This window comes from Microbacterium sp. bgisy207, from assembly GCF_965345035.1.
GTDB lineage: Bacteria > Actinomycetota > Actinomycetes > Actinomycetales > Microbacteriaceae > Microbacterium.
Genome location: NZ_CBDRMG010000002.1, coordinates 187977 through 207774 on the forward strand (window position 1 = coordinate 187977; position 19798 = coordinate 207774).

19 protein-coding genes are annotated in these 19798 nt (G+C 68.0%); 11 read left to right on the forward strand and 8 right to left on the reverse strand.

The window, feature by feature from the left end; all coding sequences use genetic code 11:
• Positions 1–8 precede the first annotated feature (8 nt).
• Together ACSGC5_RS02560 and ACSGC5_RS02565 are read right to left on the reverse strand one after the other, a co-directional pair.
• Entirely contained in the window at positions 9–2174 is a 2166-nt protein-coding gene (locus ACSGC5_RS02560; protein WP_434969043.1) for an RNA degradosome polyphosphate kinase, read from the reverse strand.
• Between the two features lie 78 nt (positions 2175–2252).
• Positions 2253–2948: a response regulator transcription factor gene (locus ACSGC5_RS02565; RefSeq protein WP_434969044.1), complete on the reverse strand. Its 696-nt coding sequence runs from the start codon at positions 2946–2948 to the stop codon at positions 2253–2255.
• A 79-nt stretch (positions 2949–3027) separates the two neighbouring features.
• Between ACSGC5_RS02565 and ACSGC5_RS02570 the strand changes: the two genes are divergently transcribed.
• The 4 genes from ACSGC5_RS02570 (at position 3028) to ACSGC5_RS02585 (ending at position 6364) form a co-directional block, all read left to right on the forward strand.
• The gene (locus ACSGC5_RS02570; RefSeq protein WP_434969045.1) at positions 3028–3336 is read left to right on the forward strand and encodes a hypothetical protein; all 309 of its coding nucleotides are present in this window, start codon (positions 3028–3030) and stop codon (positions 3334–3336) included.
• Positions 3337–3487: 151 nt separating this feature from the next.
• Positions 3488–4096 (forward strand): FABP family protein, encoded by a 609-nt coding sequence (locus tag ACSGC5_RS02575; protein WP_434969046.1) that lies wholly within the window; start codon positions 3488–3490, stop codon positions 4094–4096.
• The gene (locus ACSGC5_RS02580; protein WP_434969047.1) at positions 4096–5208 is read left to right on the forward strand and encodes a YgfZ/GcvT domain-containing protein; all 1113 of its coding nucleotides are present in this window, start codon (positions 4096–4098) and stop codon (positions 5206–5208) included. The genes ACSGC5_RS02575 and ACSGC5_RS02580 overlap by 1 nt, the downstream gene beginning before the upstream one ends.
• A 10-nt stretch (positions 5209–5218) precedes the next feature.
• Entirely contained in the window at positions 5219–6364 is a 1146-nt protein-coding gene (locus tag ACSGC5_RS02585; protein WP_434969048.1) for an FUSC family protein, read from the forward strand.
• A 33-nt stretch (positions 6365–6397) separates the two neighbouring features.
• Here ACSGC5_RS02585 and ACSGC5_RS02590 read toward each other — a convergent pair whose 3' ends face one another.
• Complete coding sequence (locus ACSGC5_RS02590; protein ID WP_434969049.1) at positions 6398–7219, reverse strand: class I SAM-dependent methyltransferase; 822 nt, start codon at positions 7217–7219, stop codon at positions 6398–6400.
• Between the two features lie 93 nt (positions 7220–7312).
• Between ACSGC5_RS02590 and ACSGC5_RS02595 the strand changes: the two genes are divergently transcribed.
• Positions 7313–8062: a phosphoglyceromutase gene (locus tag ACSGC5_RS02595; RefSeq protein ID WP_434969050.1), complete on the forward strand. Its 750-nt coding sequence runs from the start codon at positions 7313–7315 to the stop codon at positions 8060–8062.
• A gap of 69 nt (positions 8063–8131) precedes the next feature.
• Here ACSGC5_RS02595 and phoU read toward each other — a convergent pair whose 3' ends face one another.
• The gene (phoU, locus tag ACSGC5_RS02600) at positions 8132–8803 is read right to left on the reverse strand and encodes a phosphate signaling complex protein PhoU (protein ID WP_434969052.1); all 672 of its coding nucleotides are present in this window, start codon (positions 8801–8803) and stop codon (positions 8132–8134) included.
• 166 nt (positions 8804–8969) lie between these two features.
• Between phoU and ACSGC5_RS02605 the strand changes: the two genes are divergently transcribed.
• On the forward strand, positions 8970–10250 hold the full coding sequence (locus ACSGC5_RS02605; protein ID WP_434969053.1) for a sensor histidine kinase: 1281 nt from the start codon (positions 8970–8972) through the stop codon (positions 10248–10250).
• Positions 10247–10930 (forward strand): response regulator, encoded by a 684-nt coding sequence (locus tag ACSGC5_RS02610; RefSeq protein ID WP_434969054.1) that lies wholly within the window; start codon positions 10247–10249, stop codon positions 10928–10930. The genes ACSGC5_RS02605 and ACSGC5_RS02610 overlap by 4 nt, the downstream gene beginning before the upstream one ends.
• Before the next feature lie 69 nt (positions 10931–10999).
• Here ACSGC5_RS02610 and ACSGC5_RS02615 read toward each other — a convergent pair whose 3' ends face one another.
• The gene (locus ACSGC5_RS02615) at positions 11000–11464 is read right to left on the reverse strand and encodes a DNA modification methylase (RefSeq protein ID WP_434969055.1); all 465 of its coding nucleotides are present in this window, start codon (positions 11462–11464) and stop codon (positions 11000–11002) included.
• A gap of 167 nt (positions 11465–11631) precedes the next feature.
• Between ACSGC5_RS02615 and ACSGC5_RS02620 the strand changes: the two genes are divergently transcribed.
• The 4 genes from ACSGC5_RS02620 to rlmB all read left to right on the forward strand — a co-directional run bounded on the left by ACSGC5_RS02620 (position 11632) and on the right by rlmB (position 15911).
• On the forward strand, positions 11632–12114 hold the full coding sequence (locus ACSGC5_RS02620) for a CarD family transcriptional regulator (RefSeq protein ID WP_195692045.1): 483 nt from the start codon (positions 11632–11634) through the stop codon (positions 12112–12114).
• Positions 12115–12159: 45 nt separating this feature from the next.
• On the forward strand, positions 12160–13362 hold the full coding sequence (gene ispD, locus ACSGC5_RS02625; protein WP_434969056.1) for a 2-C-methyl-D-erythritol 4-phosphate cytidylyltransferase: 1203 nt from the start codon (positions 12160–12162) through the stop codon (positions 13360–13362).
• A gap of 120 nt (positions 13363–13482) precedes the next feature.
• The gene (gene cysS / locus ACSGC5_RS02630; protein WP_434969057.1) at positions 13483–14916 is read left to right on the forward strand and encodes a cysteine--tRNA ligase; all 1434 of its coding nucleotides are present in this window, start codon (positions 13483–13485) and stop codon (positions 14914–14916) included.
• Positions 14913–15911 carry a 23S rRNA (guanosine(2251)-2'-O)-methyltransferase RlmB gene (gene rlmB, locus ACSGC5_RS02635; protein ID WP_434969058.1) on the forward strand — a complete coding sequence of 333 codons (999 nt, stop codon included), beginning with the start codon at positions 14913–14915 and terminating at the stop codon, positions 15909–15911. The genes cysS and rlmB overlap by 4 nt, the downstream gene beginning before the upstream one ends.
• Before the next feature lie 71 nt (positions 15912–15982).
• On the opposite strand, the gene ACSGC5_RS02640 is transcribed toward rlmB, so the two are convergent.
• The 3 genes from ACSGC5_RS02640 to ACSGC5_RS02650 all read right to left on the reverse strand — a co-directional run bounded on the left by ACSGC5_RS02640 (position 15983) and on the right by ACSGC5_RS02650 (position 19758).
• Entirely contained in the window at positions 15983–17413 is a 1431-nt protein-coding gene (locus tag ACSGC5_RS02640; RefSeq protein WP_434969059.1) for an amidohydrolase family protein, read from the reverse strand.
• A gap of 69 nt (positions 17414–17482) precedes the next feature.
• Positions 17483–18379 (reverse strand): NAD(P)-dependent oxidoreductase, encoded by an 897-nt coding sequence (locus ACSGC5_RS02645; protein ID WP_434969060.1) that lies wholly within the window; start codon positions 18377–18379, stop codon positions 17483–17485.
• The gene (locus ACSGC5_RS02650; RefSeq protein ID WP_434969061.1) at positions 18376–19758 is read right to left on the reverse strand and encodes a M24 family metallopeptidase; all 1383 of its coding nucleotides are present in this window, start codon (positions 19756–19758) and stop codon (positions 18376–18378) included. Before ACSGC5_RS02650 ends, ACSGC5_RS02645 begins: the two co-directional genes overlap by 4 nt.
• Positions 19759–19798: the final 40 nt, after the last annotated feature.

Here is a 19798-nt window from a genome sequence, read left to right on the forward strand (position 1 = left end):
AGCGGCGGTCATCGCGTGGCACGCGCCCGTCGTCTGCTCTGCACATCCGTCATCGTCTGGTCCTGCAGGTCGACGAGCTGGTTGCCGTGCTCGTCGAGGTGGTGGCGCACCCATGTGCCGGTGCCGTCGAGCCACCAGGAACTGGTCGTGTCGCTCATCGCCAGGTCGAACAGCGTCATCAACTGGGCCAGGTGCCCGGGATCGGTCACCCGCACGAGTGCTTCGACTCGGCGGTCGAGGTTGCGGTGCATCATGTCGGCGCTGCCGATGTAGATCTGTTCGTCGCCTTCGTTGAGGAAGGCGAAGATGCGCGAGTGCTCGAGGTAGCGGCCGAGGATGCTGCGCACGGTGATGTTCTCGCTCAGGCCGGGCACGCCGGGCTTGATGGAGCAGATGCCGCGGACCCAGATCTCGACGGGGACTCCGGCCTGGCTGGCGCGGTAGAGGGCATCGATGATCTGCTCGTCGACCATCGAGTTGACCTTGATGCGGATGCGGGCGGGTTTGCCCTCGATCGCGTTGCGGCGTTCGGACTCGATGAGCCGCAGCAGTCCTTTGCGCAGGTGGAGCGGCGCGACCAGCAGGCGCTTGAACTTCTTCTCGATCGCATAGCCGGACAGTTCGTTGAACAGGCGGGTCAGATCGCGCCCGACCTGCTCGTCGGCGGTGAACAGGCCGAAGTCTTCGTAGATGCGGCTCGTCTTGGGGTTGTAGTTGCCGGTTCCGATGTGGCAGTAGCTGCGCAGTGTGCCTTCCTCTTCACGGATGACGAGCGCGAGCTTGCAGTGCGTCTTGAGTCCGACCAGACCGTAGACGACGTGAACACCGGCTTTCTCGAGCTTGCGCGCCCACACGATGTTCGCGGCCTCGTCGAAACGGGCCTTCACCTCGACGAGGGCGAGCACCTGCTTGCCCGCTTCGGCGGCGTCGATCAGCGACTGGATGATGGGACTGTCGCCCGAGGTTCGGTACAGCGTCTGCTTGATCGCGAGGACCTGAGGGTCCTTTGCCGCCTGATCGAGGAAGGCCTGCACGCTCGTCGCGAACGACTCGTACGGGTGGTGCACCAGGACGTCTGCGGTGCGAATCGCGCTGAAGATGTCGGAACGCTCGGTGTTGTCGCCGGGCTGGAACGCGAGTGCGGTCGTCGGCAGGTGGGGCTTGTACTTCAGCTCCGGGCGGTTGAGGCGGTTCAGACCGAACAGCCCCCGCAGATCGAGCGGCCCGGGGATGCGGTAGACCTCCTGCTCGGTGATGTCGAGTTCGCTGATGAGGAGCTTGAGTGTCAGCTCATCCATGTCCTCGGTGACCTCGAGGCGGATCGGCGGGCCGAAGCGGCGCCGCATGAGCTCGGCTTCGAGGGCCTGGATGAGGTTCTCGGTCTCGTCCTCTTCGATGACCATGTCCTCGTTGCGGGTGAGGCGGAAGGCGTGGTGGTCCAGGACTTCCATACCCGGGAAGAGGTCACCGAGGTGGTTGGCGATGAGGTCTTCCAGCGCGAGATAGCGGACGCGTTCGCCGTCCCGCGAGATCTCGACGAACCGCGGCAGCATCGGCGGAACCTTCAGACGCGCGAACTCCTGCCGCCCCGTCCTGGCGTTGCGGATCCGGATCGCGAGGTTGAGCGAGAGACCGGATATGTAGGGGAACGGGTGGGCCGGGTCGACAGCCAACGGCATCAGGACGGGGAAGACCTGCTCGTGGAAGTACTCGTAGAGTCTTGTGCGCTCGTCGTAGCCGAGCGACGCGAACGAGACGAACTCGACCCCGGCATCCGCCAGCGCGGGCGCCACGAGGCGGCTCCAGGCATCCGCGTGGCGCAGTTGCAGACGGTGCGCTTCGGCGGAGATGTCGGCGAGTGCGTCTTGGGGGGAGGTGCCGATGTTCGTCGGCACGGCCAGTCCCGTGACGATGCGGCGCTTGAGACCTGCCACACGGACCATGAAGAACTCGTCGAGATTGCTCGCGAAGATCGCCAGGAAGTTCGCGCGCTCCAGCGGCGGTAGCCGGGGATCCTCGGCCAGCTCGAGCACCCGCTGGTTGAAGGCGAGCCAGCTCAGCTCACGGTCGAGGAAACGGTCGCTGGGCAGGAGATCGTCGTCTGCCACCGCGGTGTCGAAGTCGTCGTCATCCTCGTCGCCGAGCCCGGTGTCGAGAACCTCGTGGTCGATCATGGGTCCATCCTGTCAGCGCTAGGTGACTCTCGCGTGAACAGATTCGCCAGGGGTGCAGCTGCCGCCCGGACCGCGCCGTCACGCCTCCGCGCGTTCGCGCGCCGGCGGGGCATCGTCCTCATACACGTTGAACCGATACCCGACGTTGCGGACAGTGCCGATCAGCTGCTCCAGGTCGCCGAGTTTGGCGCGCAAGCGCCGGACATGGACATCGACGGTGCGAGTGCCCCCGAAATAGTCGTACCCCCACACTTCGCTCAGCAGCTGTTCGCGGGTGAAGACCCGTGACGGGTGGGTCGCGAAGAAGTGCAGGAGCTGGAACTCCTTGTACGTGAGGTCCAGCGGGCGGCCATGGACTTTGGCCGAGTACGAAGACTCGTCGATCGTGATGCCCGAGGTCTGGATGCGCGTGGAGACCTGCTCCTTCGCCATCCGCCCGACGGCGAGTCGGACCCGCGCGTCGACCTCGGCCGGGCCTGCCGTCACGAGGATCACGTCGTCGACACCCCAGTCGGGGGAGACCGCAGTCAGTCCGCCCTCCGTGACGATGAGGATGAGCGGGACATCCAGGCCGGTCGTCCCCAGGATCTTGCAGAGCGATTTCGCTCCGACGAGGTCGGTGCGCGCATCCACGAACACGATGTCGGCGTGAGGGGCGTTCACCAACTGCGCCGGCTCCGCGGGGATCTGACGCGTGCGGTGGCTCAGGAGCTCGAGCGCGGGCAGGGCCGGGCCGCCGCCGGGGGCGGAACTCAGAACCAATAGCTGTGCCACGCTGACATCCTCCCGGTGCCGGAGGCGCACCGCGCCCCTCAGTTTAGGGCGTCACCCCGCCATGGGAGACAATAGGGCCATGGGAGACAATAGGGCGATGGACCTCCCACCGCTTGCTCCCCGCCGCGCGTTCGGCGGGATCGTCGCCGTGTGGGCGGCAGCTGCAGTTGCCGGCACGATCATCGGGTTCCTCGTCCCCGCCGAATGGCGTATCGCCTGGCTCGGTGTGGCGTTGGGGCTGTGCCTCGTGCTGGCGTTCGCCGTGCAGCTGGCCTACGGGCGCTCACAGGCCTTCGTCGAGCGGGTCGCGCTGAGCACTCTCGGTGCCGCGATCGTGCTCGGCGTCATCAGCCTCGGTTTCGGACTCGCCTCGATCGTCCCCCGATGACCGGATAGCGATTCCGGGATAGAGTGGCCCCATGGACCTCGTAGCGCTCGAACTCTTCTTCGTGGGCCTGCTTGCGCTCGCGTCGCTGGCGATCGTGTTCGTCTCGGGTGTCGTCGTGAAGAACCTGTACCGCGGCCAGCGCTGACGCGCCGTGATCGATCTTCCCACCGACCTCCCTGCCGAACTCGCCCCCCTCGCGTGGCTCGTCGGTGTCTGGGAGGGAACCGGTGTCATCGACTATGAGGCCGACGGCACCCACTTCACGGGTGAGTTCCGCCACCGGGTGAGCTTCAGCCATGACGGTGGCGACCACCTCAACTACTCGGCCCAGGCCTGGCTGTCAGACCCCGACGATCCCGCCGCCGCGACGCCGCTGGTCAGTGAGATCGGCTACTGGCGGCTCGCGATCGCCGCGACGGATGCTGTCGCCGGCCCCGGCCTGCTTCCGGCGATCAGTGCACCCTCGCCGCTGACGGTCGACGACGTCGAGGCGCTGCGCACACCCGAGGGTGGATTCGAGATCGAGGTCTCGCTCGTCCACTCGGACGGCGTCTGCGAGCTGTACCTCGGACAGATTCGAGGTCCCCGCATCGACATCGCCACCGACGCCGTCATCCGGACCGCGTCGGCCAAACCCTACTCCGCCGCGACTCGCATGTACGGACTGGTCGAGGGGCACCTCCTCTGGGCCTGGGACATCGCGGCGCTCGGCAGCGCTCTCGCCTCGCACGCGTCGGCGCGACTCGCGAAGGCCGACTGATGGCCTCCCCCTTCCACGCGGTGCCCGGAGCGGTCGTCGAGGACGGCATTCTGAGGCACCTCGGCAACCCGCTCGTCGAGCAGCGCCGACTGATGCGCGGCGAGGCCGTCGCCCCCCTCGAGGACCGCGCCGTCGTCGCCGTCACGGGCCCAGACCGGCTGGCGTGGCTCGACTCGATCACCTCCCAAGCTGTCGGCAGCCTCCTGCCGGGCCAGAGCAGCGAACTGCTCATCCTGGACCCGCACGGACACGTCGAGCACGCGGCGGGAATCGTCGACGACGGCGAGACGGCGTGGCTGCTGGCAGACGCCGCCGATGCCGACGCGCTCGCGACCTGGCTCACTCGGATGCGGTTCCGGATGCGTGTCGAGATCCGCCGCGCCGAGGATGTCGTCGTCGTCGGCGCCAGCGCACTCGAGTCGGCCGACCTCACTCCGATCTCACCCGCCGGTGTCCCGGTGGTGTGGCGCGACCCGTGGCCGGGCGTGTCCCTCGGTGGGCACGGGTACGCGGCCGGCGAGCATCCGGGCACCGAGCGACGCTGGGTCGAGGTCCTCGTCGACACGTCCGAACGCGATCGGATCGCGCGTGCGGCGACGGCGGGAGAGCGCGCCCTCGCCGGCGCGATCGCCGTCGACGCTCTGCGCATCGCGGCGTGGCGCCCGCGCTGGGCGAGCGACGTCGACGAGCGGTCTCTGCCGCATGAGCTCGATTGGCTGCGAACCGCCGTGCACCTGAGCAAGGGGTGCTACCGCGGCCAGGAGACGGTCGCGAAGGTGCACAATCTCGGTCACCCACCGCGCCGTATCGTGGCGGTGCACCTGGACGGGGCACACAGCATCCTGCCCCCGCCTGGCTCCGAGGTTCGCGTCGACGGGGACACCGTGGGGGTGCTCACGTCCGTCGCGCTCCACGTCGAGGAGGGGCCGATCGGCCTCGCCGTCGTACGGCGCACAGCCCGGGACGGCGACGCGACCGTCGACACCGCCGAAGGCCCCGTGGCGGCGCGCCTGGAGACGATCGTGCCGCCCGAGGCGGGCGCCGCCGCCTCCGTGCCGCGCCTGCCCCGGCTCAGCCGTCGCGCGGCATCGTCGGGATCCTCGGCACAGTGAGTTCGGCGCCGTGAGTCCGGGGCAGGATCCGCGCGCGCCGCGGACGAATCCGCCCGATGAGACGGCGCCCCTGACCCTGCCGGTGCGCATCCGCTGGTGGAGTCGGTTCAGTCCCCGCCCCGGATGGACACGGCTGCGAGGATCGGCGATCGCGATCGTGCAGATCGTCGTGGCGGCAACGGGCGCCTATGCGTTCGCCGCCTATGTCCTCGGACACGACGCGCCGCTGCTGGCCGCGACGGTCACGGTCTCGAGCCTGGGATTGGTCCGAGACGCCCGCCCCCGTCGCGTCCTGGAGACCGTGATCGGCATGATCGTGGGCATCCTCGTCGCCGAAGTGCTGCTCATCATCGCCGGCACCGGGTGGTGGCAGCTCGGCCTCGCGCTGGCGGCAACGCTCGCGGTGGCGCGCTTTCTCTCCGCACAACCCGGATTCGCGATCGCGGCGGCCATCCAGTCCCTCATCGTCATGATCATCCCGACGAGTTCACCGATGCTGCGGCTGATCGATGGTGTCGTGGGTGGCATCGCGGCGCTGCTGGTGACGGCGCTGATCCCGCGCAGCCCGCAACGCACCGAGGTCGCGTCCGGCGAACTGCTGTTCACCCGATTCCAGAGCGCCACCGAGACCATCATCCGCGCTCTTCGCCGGGGCGACCGAGTCCGCGCCCAGCGAGGACTCGAGAAGGCTCGGGCCCTCCAGGCCGACATCGACGACTGGCGGTTGACCCTCGAGTCCGGCATCGCGATCGCCCGGATCTCGCCGTTCCTGCGGTCGCAGCGCCACGAGATCGCCCGCCACCAGCGGATCTGCCAGTCGATGGATTTCGCGTGCCGCAACCTGCGCGTCATCGCGCGGCGCACCGTGTACCTCGTCGACGACCGCCAGCCCCGAGCCGTCGGCGCCGACCTGCTGGCCGATCTCAGCCGGGGCGCAGACCTCATCGCGCAGTCGTTGCGGGACATCTCGCTCGAACCCGTTGCGCGCGAGACACTCCGCTCCGTTGCCGTGCGACTGGATCCCGCGGCCGTCCTTCCCGACGCGACGCTGGGCGATCAGAACCTGATCGCCGCGCTGCGCCCGCTCGCTGTGGATCTGCTCACCGCCGCGGGAATGCCGGGAGAGGACGCCTCCCACGCCGTGCCGCGCATCTGACGGCGAGGCGGTCATCGCGCCTTCCGCGACCAGTCACCGCGGGGCGACAGCTGTCCACGGCACGGTGACTTCCCCCAATCGCCAGCGATGCCGCGCGGGAAGCATCCAGCCGGCATCCTGCATCGCCTGCAGACTTGCCTGCCAGCGCTGCACGGGGGAGAAGGTCGCGAGGGGCGCGGCGCGCTCCCATTCCCGCGAGAGCCCGGCGAGGAACGCGTGCACGGGTTCCCCGGGCACGTTGCGATGGATGAGGGCCTTCGGCAGGCGTTCGGCGGCGACCGCCGGAGACACGAGCCCCGTGAGGCGCAGCGAGATCGTGAAGGAGCGGGGAGCGGCATCCGGCCCCACCACGACCCACGTCATGACCCGTCCGATCTCATCGCAGGTCCCCTCGACGAGCAGGCCCTCGGGCTCGAGCCGGCTCGCCATGCGCTCCCACGCGTCACCGACCTCGCCCTCGTCGTACTGCCGCAGCACATTGAGTGCCCGGATCACGGTCGGTCGCCGCGGCGCGGGGATCTCGAACCCGCCGCGCGCGAACGATACCCGCAGGCCCGGATCGAACGCGGTGGCTCCCGCGCGGACAGCCGCCAGTTGCTCGCGCGCCCGCGCGACGCGCTCTGGATCGATCTCCACGCCCACGACCTCGACATCCGGCCGGGCCTGGGAAAGCCGCGTCGCCAGTTCGAACGTCGTGACACCGTTCGCGCCGTACCCGAGATCGACCACAAGAGGTTCGGGTGCGCGGCGCAGCACCGGATGCCGGGCGATCCACCGATCCACCCGCCGCAGCCGGTTCGTTCCGGTGGTTCCGCGCGTGGGCCGGCCGGTCGGTGCGGAACGTGGGGCGGACACGCCCCCATGATGCCAGCGGATCGGCGCCGGTGGTGGGCATTCACGGCCCGCCCCGCAACCTCCGCGACACCCTGCCTGGCTATCATGAGGGCCATGACCGAGCCATACACGCTGATCCTTCTCCGACACGGCCAGAGCGAGTGGAACGAGCTCAATCTCTTCACCGGATGGGTCGATGTGCGGCTCACCGAGAAGGGCCGGGCTGAGGCGCGCCGCGGCGGTGAGCTGATGGCCGAGCACGGCATCCTCCCGGACGTCCTGCACACCTCGCTGCTCAGCCGCGCCATTCAGACAGCCAATATCGCACTGGATGCCGCAGACCGCCTCTGGATCCCCGTCACGCGCACGTGGCGGCTCAACGAGCGCCACTACGGCGCGCTCCAGGGCAAGGACAAGGCGCAGACCCTTGAGGAGTTCGGGCCCGAGCAGTTCATGCTGTGGCGCCGTTCGTTCGATGTGCCGCCCCCGCCGCTGGACGATGACAGCGAGTTCAGCCAGGTCCACGACCCGCGTTACGCGGGGATCGACGGCGAAGTGCCGCGTACCGAGTCGCTCAAGCTCGTCATCGACCGGATGATGCCGTACTGGGAGAGCGATATCGCGGCGGATCTGCGGGCGGGCAAGACGGTGCTGGTGGCGGCACACGGCAACTCGCTTCGGGGCCTCGTCAAGCACCTCGACGGCATCAGCGATGCCGATATCGCAGAACTGAACATCCCCACCGGTATCCCGCTGGTGTACCGACTCGACGAGAACCTCACTCCACTCGGGCCGGGAGAGTACCTCGACCCGGAGGCTGCCGCCGCCGGCGCCGCCGCCGTCGCCGCGCAGGGCAAGAAGTAAGCCGGATCGGCCGGAAACGAGAAGAGCGGATGCCTCGCGCGAGACATCCGCTCTTCTGATGTTCCGGGGTTACTCTCCCGTGCTGGACCCGTCCCCGGCGTAGAACTCGCCGCCCTCGGCCAGGTACTGCACCTTCTTGGCGACGGAGACGGCGTGGTCGACGAAGCGCTCGTGGTAGCGGCTCGCGAGGGTCGCATCCACCGTCTGCGCGGGCTCGCCGGACCAGCTGTCGCTGAGGACCTTCTCGAAGACGCTGACGTGCAGGTCGTCGACCTGGTCGTCGATGTCGCGGATCTGGTCGGTGAGTGCGAGATCCTCGGTCCGCAGCAGTTCGGTGAGCTTGCGTGCCGCCTCGACATCGAGCTCCCCCATGCGCTGGAAGGTGGACTTCAGGCCCGACGGCACGGCGCGCTCGGGGAAGCGCAACCGGGTGAGCTGAGCGATGTGCTCGGCGATGTCGCCCATCCGCTCGAGCGACGCGCTGACACGAAGCGCCATGACGACGATCCGCAGGTCACGGGCCACCGGCTGCTGACGCGCCATGATCTCGATCGCGATCTCGTCCAGCTCGTGTGCCTTGTCGTCGATCTCGGCATCCGCGGCGATCACCTCTTCGGCAAGAGCGACGTCGCCGGTCTTGAACGCCGTCGTGGCCTTCTCGATAGCGGTCGTGACCATCCCGGAGATCTCGACGAGACGGTTCTGCACATCTTCGAGCGACTGGTGGAAGACTTCGCGCATTCCGATCCCTTTCGTGTGTTGTCGCCCGGCTGATGCCAGACGACCCGGCGATTCTCGCCACCGAAGGTTAACGGACAGTGCCGCCCCGGTGAATAGTGGCGCGCCCGGGGCGGGCCTCACGCGCCGCCCGCGAGGTCGTTGCTCGGGCCGCCCGTACGCTGTTCCCATGCAACCGGCGCAGATCGCTCTGCTCGGCCTCCTGGTCGGGCTGCTCATCGGCGCGGGGCTCGCGACCGTCATCCTGCTGGCCCTGCGTGCGCGCGAACGCGCTCAGTACGGGGCGGGAATGGATGTTCCCGAGGGCGCACGGGTCGTGCTGCAGGGCCTGGATGATCCGGCTGTCGTTCTCGACGCGTCCGGCGTCATCATCGCCGCGTCAGCATCGGCCGCGCCCTTCGAACTGCGCGAAGGAAGCATGCTGCCGACACCGGAGTTGCGCGGGGTGGCACGGCGGGTCAGCGATGCGGATGCCGCCTCCAACGCGACATTCCGCATCCGTCGCGGATCGGGTCCGGGGGAGTTGCGGTTGGTGACGGTGCGGGCCACGCCCCTCACGGCCCGGCTCACCCTCCTCGTGCTGCGAGACATCACCGAGAAGGAGCGCGTGGAGCAGATGCGTCGTGACTTCGTGTCCAACACGAGTCACGAGCTCAAGACCCCGGTCGGTGCGGTCAGCCTGCTGGCGGAGGCGATCGAATCCGCATCCGATGACCCCGCGCAGGTGCGGGTGTTCGCGGCCCGTCTGTCGGCCGAAGCGACCAGACTTGCCACGCTCACCTCTCGCATCATGAACCTCTCGCGGCTGCAGGCCGCGGACGAACTCAACGATGAGCGGGACGCGTCGATCGATGAGATCATCGCCTCGGCCATCGAAGCCCACACCGTCCAAGCCGATTCGGCGGGCGTTCAGTTGGTGCGCGGCGGCACACGAGGGATCTTCGTCCGAGGCGACGCACAGGTGCTCAGCGAAGCGGTCGGCAATCTCATCGCGAACGCGATCGCCTACTCACCGAAAGGCTCGAGCGTCGGAATCGGGGTCAAGGGGGCCGATGGAATCGTGGAGATCGCGGTCACCGATCGAGGTATCGGTATCGCCGAAGCCGATCAGGATCGCGTGTTCGAGCGGTTCTACCGAGCGGATCAGGCGCGCTCGCGTCGGACCGGGGGGACGGGCCTGGGCCTGGCGATCGTCAAGCATGCAGTGCAGCGCCACGGCGGCGACGTACGCTTGTGGTCGCGCGAGGGCCGTGGTTCGACGTTCACCATCAGGCTTCCCATGATCGCTTCGCCCCTCGACGAGCCGCCGCGCAAGCGCGCTCGAAAAGAGAAGAAGGTCAAGAAGAAGCAGAAGAAACTCATCGCGGCGGATGCCGCAGCGATGAGTGGTGTCACGGCTCACAGAACGAACGACGCCGCGGCCCAGAGGAAGAATGGAGACACCGCATGACTCGCGTCCTGCTCGTGGAGGACGAACCCGACCTCGCTGACCCGCTCGCGTACCTGCTCCGCCGTGAGGGTTACGAGGTCGAGATCGCCGAAGACGGACCGACCGCCCTCGCGTCATTCCGTGAGCTCGGCGCCGACATCGTGCTGCTGGATCTCATGCTCCCGGGGATGCCGGGTACGGAGGTGTGCCGTCAGCTCCGGGCATCGTCACCGGTCCCCATCATCATGCTGACGGCGAAGGACTCCGAGGTCGACATCGTCGTGGGTCTCGAGCTCGGAGCCGATGACTATGTGACCAAGCCCTACTCTGCTCGGGAGCTGCTGGCGCGCATGCGCGCCGTCCTGCGCAGACTGTCGACAGCCGAAGCCGACCTGGACGATCGGGTGCTCGAGGGCGGCCGGGTCACGCTCGACATCGATCGCCACACCGTCTCCGTCGATGGCAGCGAGATCAGCATGCCGCTGAAGGAATTCGAGCTCCTCGAGGTGCTCATGCGCAACGCCGGCCGGGTGCTGACCCGCGGCCAGCTCATCGACCGCGTGTGGGGCACCGACTATTTCGGCGACACGAAGACGTTGGATGTGCACATCAAGCGCATCCGATCGCGGATCGAGAAGAACCCGAGCGACCCCACGATGCTCGTCACCGTGCGCGGTCTCGGTTACCGCTTCGAATCCTGACACCGCGGCATCACGACACAGCGGCCCCGCTCTCACGGAGACGGGGCCGCTGTGTGTGCGCGGGGGAGTTCAGGGCGCGAAGGGCGCGAGGTATTCGAGGTCCCCGTTGAGGACCGGCACCGAGATCACCGAGGTGACCCCGTCGCCCGACTGGAACGAGGCTGTCAGTGTCGAGCCGGGGGCGGCGTTCAGGCCGCGGATGAAGAGCGGGTCGGCGTTCTCGCCCAGGCTCTTGACCGTGCCTGCCGGGACGATGATCTGCTCGGTGACGTCATCCGCGAAGTCGATGTGCAGTACGTAGGTCTCCGTCGTGTTGTTCACGATGGCGGCGATGAAGTTCCCCTCGGTCCCCTCGCTGTTGGCGACGATGAGGGCGTTGCGAACCAGCAGCGGCCCCGACTCGTCCGGGACGTTGGCGCCTTCGCCGGGCGTGTACTCGTACGTCGTGGCGTGCGCGGCGATGAGGCTGCACCCCGAGGTTCCGAGGACGAGAGCAGCGCCCACAACGAGCGACGCGATGAGGCGCGATTTCACGGATCCTCCTTGAGCGGATGACGGCTTCCCCATGCATTCTAGGGGTTGATGAGGGTGCGGCTTACGTCTCGCTGAAGCTGTACCGCCGCTGCGCGCACGAGTGGGTGGCGAACTCTAGCGTATGACGCCTGTGGTATTCTGGAGTTTGCCGAAAGGAACATAACTCCATGCTTTTTGAGGTTGGCGAGACGGTTGTCTACCCGCACCACGGGGCGGCAACGATCATCGAGGTCAAGGAACGCGTCATCAAGGGCGAGACCAAGAAGTACTTGAAACTCAACGTCACTCAAGGCGATCTGATCATCGAGGTCCCGGCAGAGAACGTCGATCTGGTCGGCGTCCGTGACGTGATCGGCAAGGACGGGCTCGAGCGCGTGTTCGATGTGCTGCGTGCGCCGTTCACGGAAGAGCCGACCAACTGGTCCCGTCGCTATAAGGCGAACCTCGAGAAGCTCGCTTCCGGCGATGTGATCAAGGTGAGCGAGGTCGTGCGCGACCTCTGGCGCCGCGACCAGGACCGCGGTCTGTCGGCAGGCGAGAAGCGGATGCTGGCCAAGGCCAAGCAGATTCTGATCTCGGAACTTGCGCTCGCCGAGAAGACCGACGAAGAGAAGGCCAGCGTCCTGCTCGACGAGGTTCTCGCTTCCTGAGCCGTCGCTCCTGCAGCGGTGCCCCCGCGCGGTAGCGTGGCATCCGTGAGTATCGTCCCGGTTCCCCGCGTCGCGGTCATCGTTGTCGCCGCAGGATCCGGAACACGGCTCGAGTCTGACGTTCCCAAGGCGTTCGTCGGTCTGGACGAGCACACGATTCTGAGGCATGCGCTGCGCGGAGTGTTCGACGCACCGTCCGCGCAGGTCATCGTGGTTGCGCCCGCCGGTCGTGAAGGCGACGCGCTGACCGATGCCCAGGAAGCCGCCGGCGATCGGCGCGACCTCGTGACGGTGGTCACCGGCGGATCCAGCAGACAGGCATCCGTCGCCGCCGGCATCGCGGCGCTGTGGGGCGATATCGAGTACGTCCTCGTGCACGACGCGGCGCGCGCCCTCACGCCGCCGGAGGTGTTCTCGCGGGTGACCGCAGCGCTCGAGGCGGGTGCGCCGGGTGTCGTTCCGGTCATGCCGGTCGTCGACACGATCCGGCAAATGGATGGTGACGCGATCGTGGGGGTGGTCGATCGGGCGAGCCTGCGTGCGGCGCAGACGCCGCAGGGCTTCGCCCGCGGCGTCCTGGAGCGCGCGTACGCTCTTGCCGACCAGGAGTACACCGATGACGCCGCTGTTCTTGCGGCGGCAGGTCACACCGTCACCACGGTCGCAGGCGACCCGGCGGCGTTCAAGATCACGACGCGCGCGGACCTCGAGCGCGCGCGGACCCTCGTCTCGCCCGTGCCGCACGTGACACTGCCCGCCGGGGATTCCCCGCTGTCGCCGCGCGTGGGCATCGGGACGGATGTGCACGCCTTCGGAGGGGAGGGGACGCTGTGGCTTGCCGGGCTCGAATGGCCTGGCGAGACCGCGCTGTCGGGGCACTCCGATGGCGACGCGGTGGCGCACGCGATCGTCGATGCCCTGCTGGCGGCGGCCGGCCTCGGTGACATCGGCACGCACTTCGGCACCGACCGGCCCGAGTACGACGGCGCGCACGCGGAGGCCTTCCTCGACCGCACGCTCGCGCTCCTCGCCGAGGCGGGGTTTCGCGTGGGGAACGTGTCCGTGCAGGTTCAGGCGCGCCGCCCACGCTTCGCGCCGCGGCGCGCCGAGGCCGAGGCTGCGCTGTCGCGGGCGCTCGGCGGTGCTCCCGTCTCGGTGTCGGCGACCACGACCGACGGGCTCGGATTCACCGGCTCGGGCGAGGGCGTCGCCGCGTACGCCGTCGCCATGGTCGTTCCCACGCGATAGGCGACGGCATCCACCGCGGCGCCGCGCGCTCGGCGAGCGTGCCTACGCGCGCACAACGCCGCGGTCCCCGGCCGCGAACGCCGCCGGGTTCGGGCGGTGACCCGCCGGTAGGCTGGAGGGATGACCGATGCGGCGACGGCGGCGGGCTCAGGACCCCTGCAGCTCTACGACACGCGCACGCAGCAGCTGCGCGTGTTCACGCCGCTCGAGCCCGACAACGTGACCGTCTACGTGTGCGGACCGACGGTCCAGTCGGGGCCTCACGTCGGACACCTGCGCGGCGCTCTCGCTTTCGACATCCTGCGCCGCTGGCTGACGCATCGCTATGGCCGCGTGACGTTCGTGCGCAACGTGACGGACATCGACGACAAGGTGCTCGCGAACGCGACGGCAACCGAGCCGTGGTGGGCGTTGGCATACCGAGTCGAGCGCGAGTTCACCGACGCGTACGCGGCGATCGGCATCCTTCCCCCTACGTACGAGCCGCGCGCGACGGCCTCGATTCCGCAGATGATCACGCTCATCGAGCAGCTGATCCGGGCGGGCCACGCGTACCCGGCCGAGCCGGGAACGGATGCCGAAGGCGACGTCTACTTCGACGTGCAGTCCTGGGCGTCGTACGGGGAACTCACCCATCAGGCGATCGACGACGTGGCCCCGGCCGCCGACGCGGAGACCCGCGGCAAGCGGGACGTCCGTGACTTCGCGCTCTGGAAGGGCGCGAAACCCGACGAACCTGCCGACGCCGGATGGGACTCCCCGTGGGGCCGCGGCCGCCCCGGATGGCACATCGAGTGCTCCGCGATGGCCCGTCGCTATCTCGGGGACGCCTTCGACATCCACGGGGGCGGACTCGACCTGCGCTTCCCGCACCACGAGAACGAGCTGGCGCAGTCCCGCGCGGCCGGGGATGCCTTCGCCCGGTACTGGGTCCACAACGGACTGGTCACGGTCGACGGACAGAAGATGTCGAAGTCTCTGGGTAACTACGTGCTTGCCCAGGACGTGCTTGCAGAACGCGATCCGCTGGTGGTGCGCTATGCCCTTGCGGCAGCGCACTACCGATCGAACCTGGATCTGTCTGCGAAGTCCTTCGATGAAGCAGAGGCGGCTCTCGATCGCATCCGGACCTTCCTCGAGCGCGTCGTCCGCCACGGGGACTACCTGGGGGTGGCCACCGAGAACGCGGCTTTCGCGGCGGCGATGGATGACGATCTGGGTGTCCCACAGGCGCTCGCCGTCATTCATGAGCGCGTCCGAGAGGGCAACACCGCCCTCGACGCGGGGGACACCGAGACAGCGCGCGTCCTGGCAGGGGAGGTCTCGGCGCTGACGGGGGTGCTGGGTCTCAACCCCCTCGACGCGCAGTGGGCCTCGGCGCCCGGTGGAGCAGTCCCCGCACTGGATGCTCTGCTGAACGAACTCATCGCGCAGCGCGCCCGCGCGCGCGCCGACAAAGACTGGGCCGCGGCTGACCGCATCCGCGACGCCATCGCCGCCGCGGGGGTCACCCTCGAGGACGGCCCCGACGGAACGCATTGGAGCATCTCATGAGCAAGCCAGGGCGCCCCGGCGCACGCAAGTCGTCCAAGAAGGGCGCCACGAAGGGCTCCGGCGGGCAGCGGCGCAAGTCGCTCGAAGGCAAGGGGCCGACACCGAAGGCCGAGGACCGCAGCTGGCACGTCGCCGGCAAGCGCAAGGCGGCCCAGGAGCGGTATGTCGCCGCGGGCGGAACGGGTCGTCCGGGGCAGCGAATCGCGGGAGCGAGCGCGGCGCGCGGCGGCCGTCCGAAGCAGAACGACGACACCGAGATCGTCACGGGCCGCAACTCGGTGCTCGAGGCGTTGCGTGCCCGCATCCCGGCGACGGCCTTCTACATCGCCCAGCGCGTCGAGATGGATGACCGGGTCAAGGAGATGCTCTCGATCGCGACTCATCGCGAGATCCCGGTCCTGGAGGTCACTCGTCCCGAGCTTGACCGGATGGCCGGCTTCGATGGGGTGCACCAGGGTGTGGCGCTCAAGGTGCCGCCGTATGAGTATGCGCATCCGCAGGACCTGCTGGAGCAGGTGGTCGACGCCGACCAGCTGCCTCTGCTCGTCGCGTTGGACGGTGTCACCGATCCCCGCAACCTCGGCGCCATCATCCGTTCGACCGCTGCCTTCGGCGGTCAGGGCGTGATCATTCCACAGAGACGCTCGGCCGGCGTGAACTCCGCGGCGTGGAAGACCTCGGCTGGAGCGGCAGCGCGCATCCCCGTCGCGATCGCGCCGAACCTCACCACGACCCTCAAGGAGTTCAAGAAGCAAGGCGTCTTCGTTCTCGGACTCGACGGCGACGGGGACGTCTCTCTGCCCGCCCTGGAACTGGCCGATCGTCCGGTCGTGATCGTCGTCGGCTCCGAGGGGAAGGGCCTCTCGCGCCTCGTGACCGAGACGTGCGATCAGATCGTCTCGATCCCCATCTCGACGGCCGCTGAGTCGTTGAACGCGGGAATCGCGGCATCCGTCGCGCTGTATCAGGTCTCGACGATGCGGCAGCAGCACTAGAGGCCGGATGCGGCGACGGTGCCGACCCGAGCGGATCGGCACCGTCGATACGCCGGTGATCGGCTGTCGGATCAGTCCTTCTTGTACTGGTACGGGTTGTAGAGCACTTCGGCTTCCGGGATCTCGGGGAACTGTCCCGCGACCCAGTCGTCGCCGACCTCGCGCTCCAGGTACGACACGGTGTCCTCGAGCTTGGCCTTTACTCCCGGCAGGTCGCCGGCGACGAGGCGACCCTCCGACTTGACGACCTCGCCGCCGACCAGGACGGTGTGCACGTCGCCACGCTGGGCCTGGTAGACGATCTGGCCCCAGGGATTGATCAGTGGCGCCCAGGTGGCTGACGCGTCGTTCTTGAGCAGCACCACATCGGCGAGCTTGCCCTTCTCGAGCGACCCGATGAGGTGCTCCTTGCCGATCGCCTGAGCTCCGCCGCGGGTCGCCATGCGCACGACCTCTTCGGCGCGGAGCTTGACGTGCGTGACGGTCTCTGCGGGTTCGAGCTGGTGAGCGAGGTAGTGCTCCAGGGCGCGATCGGCGTTGACGGTAGCACGCATCGCGGAGAACAGATCAGCGCTGAACCACACGCTCGTGTCCACCGAGAGCGACGCGGGAATGCCGTATCGACGCAGCTGGTGCACAGGGGGGTAGCCCTGACCGCACGTGTCCTCGGACTCGGTCGCCAGCGACACGTTGCCTCCGGTCGCCGCGATCTTCTGGTACGACTCGGCAGACAAGGATGCGGCATGCACGTAGGTGTAGCCCTCCTTCATGACTCCCGCGTCGTAGGCGTTTCGGATGCCCCAGTCGTTGGTGGCGCCCCATACACCCGCGTGAGTCGTGACCGGAAGCCCGAGTTCTTCGGCCACACGGTATGCGGCCAACTCCGGAAACTCGTCGTCCTGGTTGGGAACGTCGAAAGCGATCTGCGTACCGAACATCCGGGAGTCGTCGCGGGATCGCACCAGCAGGTCCTGTACCGCGGGATCGGCTGTCCATTCCCAGGGCGAGCCGGCCAGGTTGCCGTAGGCGAGGACGAACCTGCCCGGCGATGTCGCAAGCGCTTCATAGGCCGCCTCGCCGTGCTCGACCGTGCGAAGCCCGTGCGACCAGTCGACGCTCGTCGTCACGCCCGACTCGACAGCGTCCAACGCCGAGATCAGGTTCCCCGCCGCGATGTCCTGAGGGCGGAACTTCGCGCCGTGCTGCAGGTAGTACCACACGAAGTACTGGGTCAGTGTCCAGTCGGCGCCGTACGCGCGCATCGCGGTCTGCCACATGTGGCGGTGGGTGTCCACCATCCCCGGCATGACGATGCCACCCTCCGCGTCGATCTCGAAGGTGCCGTCGGGGACGGCGAGATCGTCTCCGACCTCAGCGATCTTGCCGTCGACGACGAGCACGTCGCCATGTGGCAGAACGGTGTGGGCATCGTCCATCGTGACGACGATACCGCGCCGGAACACGACAGGCTGTCCGGGTTGGGGCAGCGGGCTCTCGGGCATTGACGCTCATCCTCCTTGATTTGCGGTCGATGCTCCCAATAAAGCACTACTGGACACTCTTGTCCAGTGTTACTCCTCGAACTGCTCCCGTGGCCGGATGCGTAGACCGCGTCGACTGACCTCGGCGATCGCGCTCCAATCGAGATCCTTCAGGTCGTCGTCGGCGAGCGCCGCCTCGAAGACGGCGGTGAGCGCCGGGAGAGTCGCGGGCATCAGACCCACCGATCGCGCAACCTGCTCGGCGAGATCGAGATCCTTCCGGCCCAGGCCGATGTGAAATCCCGGCGGTGCGTAGCCGCGCTCGGCGATGAGGTGTCCGTAGCCGGTGTACACGACCCCTCCGAAGAGGGTGCTCGAGAGAAGCTCGGTGAACGTCTCGGGGGGAACGCCGAGCCGTTCGGTCATTGCCACCGACTCGCCGATCGCCTGCATTGCGTGAATGATGTTGTAGTTCACAGCCGCCTTGACGGCGTTGGCGACCGCCGGCCGTTCTCCGAGCAGCCAGACACGCTTTCCCATGGCCTCGAGATACGGGCGAACTGCTGCGGTGGCGTCCGGATCACCCGCCGCGAGGATGTTGAGCTCTCCCTCTGCCGCGACCGACGGGCGGCCCAGCACCGGCGCCGCGACGTAGTGGCCGCCCGCCTCGCCGACCTCATCAGCCAGTGCGGTGGCCAGGTCGGGACTGATGGATGCCATCGCGACGTGAGTGCGTCCGCGGAGCACGCCGATCCGAGCGGGCGTCATGACAGCCTGCATCGCGTCGTCGTTCGCCAGCATCGAGAACGACACGGCGCACTCGAGCGCGTCCTCGGGGCGGTCCGCGCTGAGTGCTCCCCGGGCGACCGCGGCCGATACGGGCGCGGTCGACCTGTTCCAGACTCGTACGTCGTGGCCCGCGGCGAGCAGGCGGGCTGCCATGGCCGACCCCATCGAACCGAGCCCGAGAAAGCCGACGGTACTCACGCTTCGCCGCGTCCCCAGATCGTGTTGCGGTGGGACTGGGAATCGCGATTGAGATTGAGGGGCCCGTCGATCGTGTAGTAGCGGCGACCGGCGACGATGAGTTCCTCGGCGGGGAACTTCGTGATGATTTCGCACCCGTCGGCGGTCACGACGACCTCCTCTTCGATGCGCGCTGCGCCCCAGCCATCCGCAGCGGGCCAGTAGGTTTCCAGTGCGAAGACCATACCCTCCTCGAGCACCTCGGGGTGATCGAACGAGGTGAGCCGTGAGAAGATCGGCTTCTCCCAGATGGACAGGCCTACGCCGTGGCCGTACTGGAGCGCGAAGGCCGCCATCTCGTCGGGGAACCCGAACTCCTCGGCGCGAGGCCACACCGCTGCGATGTCGGCTGTTGTCGCACCGGGTCGCACCAGCGCAATCGCCCGATCCATGTACTCGCGCGCGCGCGAGTACGCGTCCTTCTGCGCCTGGCTTGCCGATCCCACCGCGAACGTGCGGTAGTAACAGGTGCGATAGCCGTTGAAGCTGTGCAGGATGTCGAAGAACGCCGGATCCCCGGGCCGGATCAGTCGGTCGCTGAACACGTGCGGATGCGGCGAGCATCGTTCTCCGGAGATCGCGTTGACGCCCTCGACATACTCGGAGCCGAGGTCGTAAAGGGTCTTCGCAACGACGCCCACCGCCTCGTTCTCTCGGACGCCCGGTCGGAGGAACCGATACAACTCCTCGTAGGCGGCATCCACCATGCTGGCCGCCTGGGTCAGGAGGCGGATCTCGTCCGAGGTCTTGATCCGCCTGGCCTCCATGAATACCTGCTGGCCGTCGACCACCTCGATCCCCTCGCGCTGGAGTGCGATGAGGACAGGCATCTCGATGACGTCCACGCCCAGGGGCTCGTTTGCCAGGCCGAACTTCTCGAGTTCGCGCTTGACCTTGCGTGCCACATCTCCCGCCAGGTCGGCATCAGGAGGGAAGGCGCCCCGAAGCGTCGAGATGCCGGCACGGGCGCCGCTTTCGAGTCGAGGGCGCTTGGCGCCTTCGTGCGGGGAGTGCGGATCGGCGTCGGCTTCGGCGGACGTGACGTCTAGCCACGGGTTGTACAGGGCGTGGTGTTTGGCGGCGGAGCCGAAGTCCCACACGATCGGGTCGGTCTTGCGCGTCAGCAGCGCGAACCGGATGAGCTTGTCCATCGCCCATGTACCGATGTGCGTTCCGCTCATGTATCGGATATTCGAGAAGTCGAAAGCGAGGACCGCGCCCAGATCCGACCGCTCCAGTTCTGCGTGGAGGCGATCGAGCCGCGCATCACGCAGGCGCTCGAAGTCGACGCGCTGCTCCCAGTCGACCGCGGCCGTCCCCGTCGTTCCCGTGCTCTTCATCGAAGCCCCCTCGTCCATGGCCTGCTTGACATCGACTCTC

Coding starts and splice junctions, on each gene's coding strand:
- ACSGC5_RS02560 (WP_434969043.1), bottom strand. CDS start 2,174: ATGATCGACCACGAGGTTCTCGACACCGGGCTCGGCGACGAGGATGAC.
- ACSGC5_RS02570 (WP_434969045.1), top strand. CDS start 3,028: ATGGGAGACAATAGGGCGATGGACCTCCCACCGCTTGCTCCCCGCCGC.
- ACSGC5_RS02580 (WP_434969047.1), top strand. CDS start 4,096: ATGGCCTCCCCCTTCCACGCGGTGCCCGGAGCGGTCGTCGAGGACGGC.
- ACSGC5_RS02595 (WP_434969050.1), top strand. CDS start 7,313: ATGACCGAGCCATACACGCTGATCCTTCTCCGACACGGCCAGAGCGAG.
- phoU (WP_434969052.1), bottom strand. CDS start 8,803: ATGCGCGAAGTCTTCCACCAGTCGCTCGAAGATGTGCAGAACCGTCTC.
- ACSGC5_RS02605 (WP_434969053.1), top strand. CDS start 8,970: ATGCAACCGGCGCAGATCGCTCTGCTCGGCCTCCTGGTCGGGCTGCTC.
- ACSGC5_RS02610 (WP_434969054.1), top strand. CDS start 10,247: ATGACTCGCGTCCTGCTCGTGGAGGACGAACCCGACCTCGCTGACCCG.
- ACSGC5_RS02620 (WP_195692045.1), top strand. CDS start 11,632: ATGCTTTTTGAGGTTGGCGAGACGGTTGTCTACCCGCACCACGGGGCG.
- cysS (WP_434969057.1), top strand. CDS start 13,483: ATGACCGATGCGGCGACGGCGGCGGGCTCAGGACCCCTGCAGCTCTAC.
- rlmB (WP_434969058.1), top strand. CDS start 14,913: ATGAGCAAGCCAGGGCGCCCCGGCGCACGCAAGTCGTCCAAGAAGGGC.
- ACSGC5_RS02640 (WP_434969059.1), bottom strand. CDS start 17,413: ATGCCCGAGAGCCCGCTGCCCCAACCCGGACAGCCTGTCGTGTTCCGG.
- ACSGC5_RS02650 (WP_434969061.1), bottom strand. CDS start 19,758: ATGAAGAGCACGGGAACGACGGGGACGGCCGCGGTCGACTGGGAGCAG.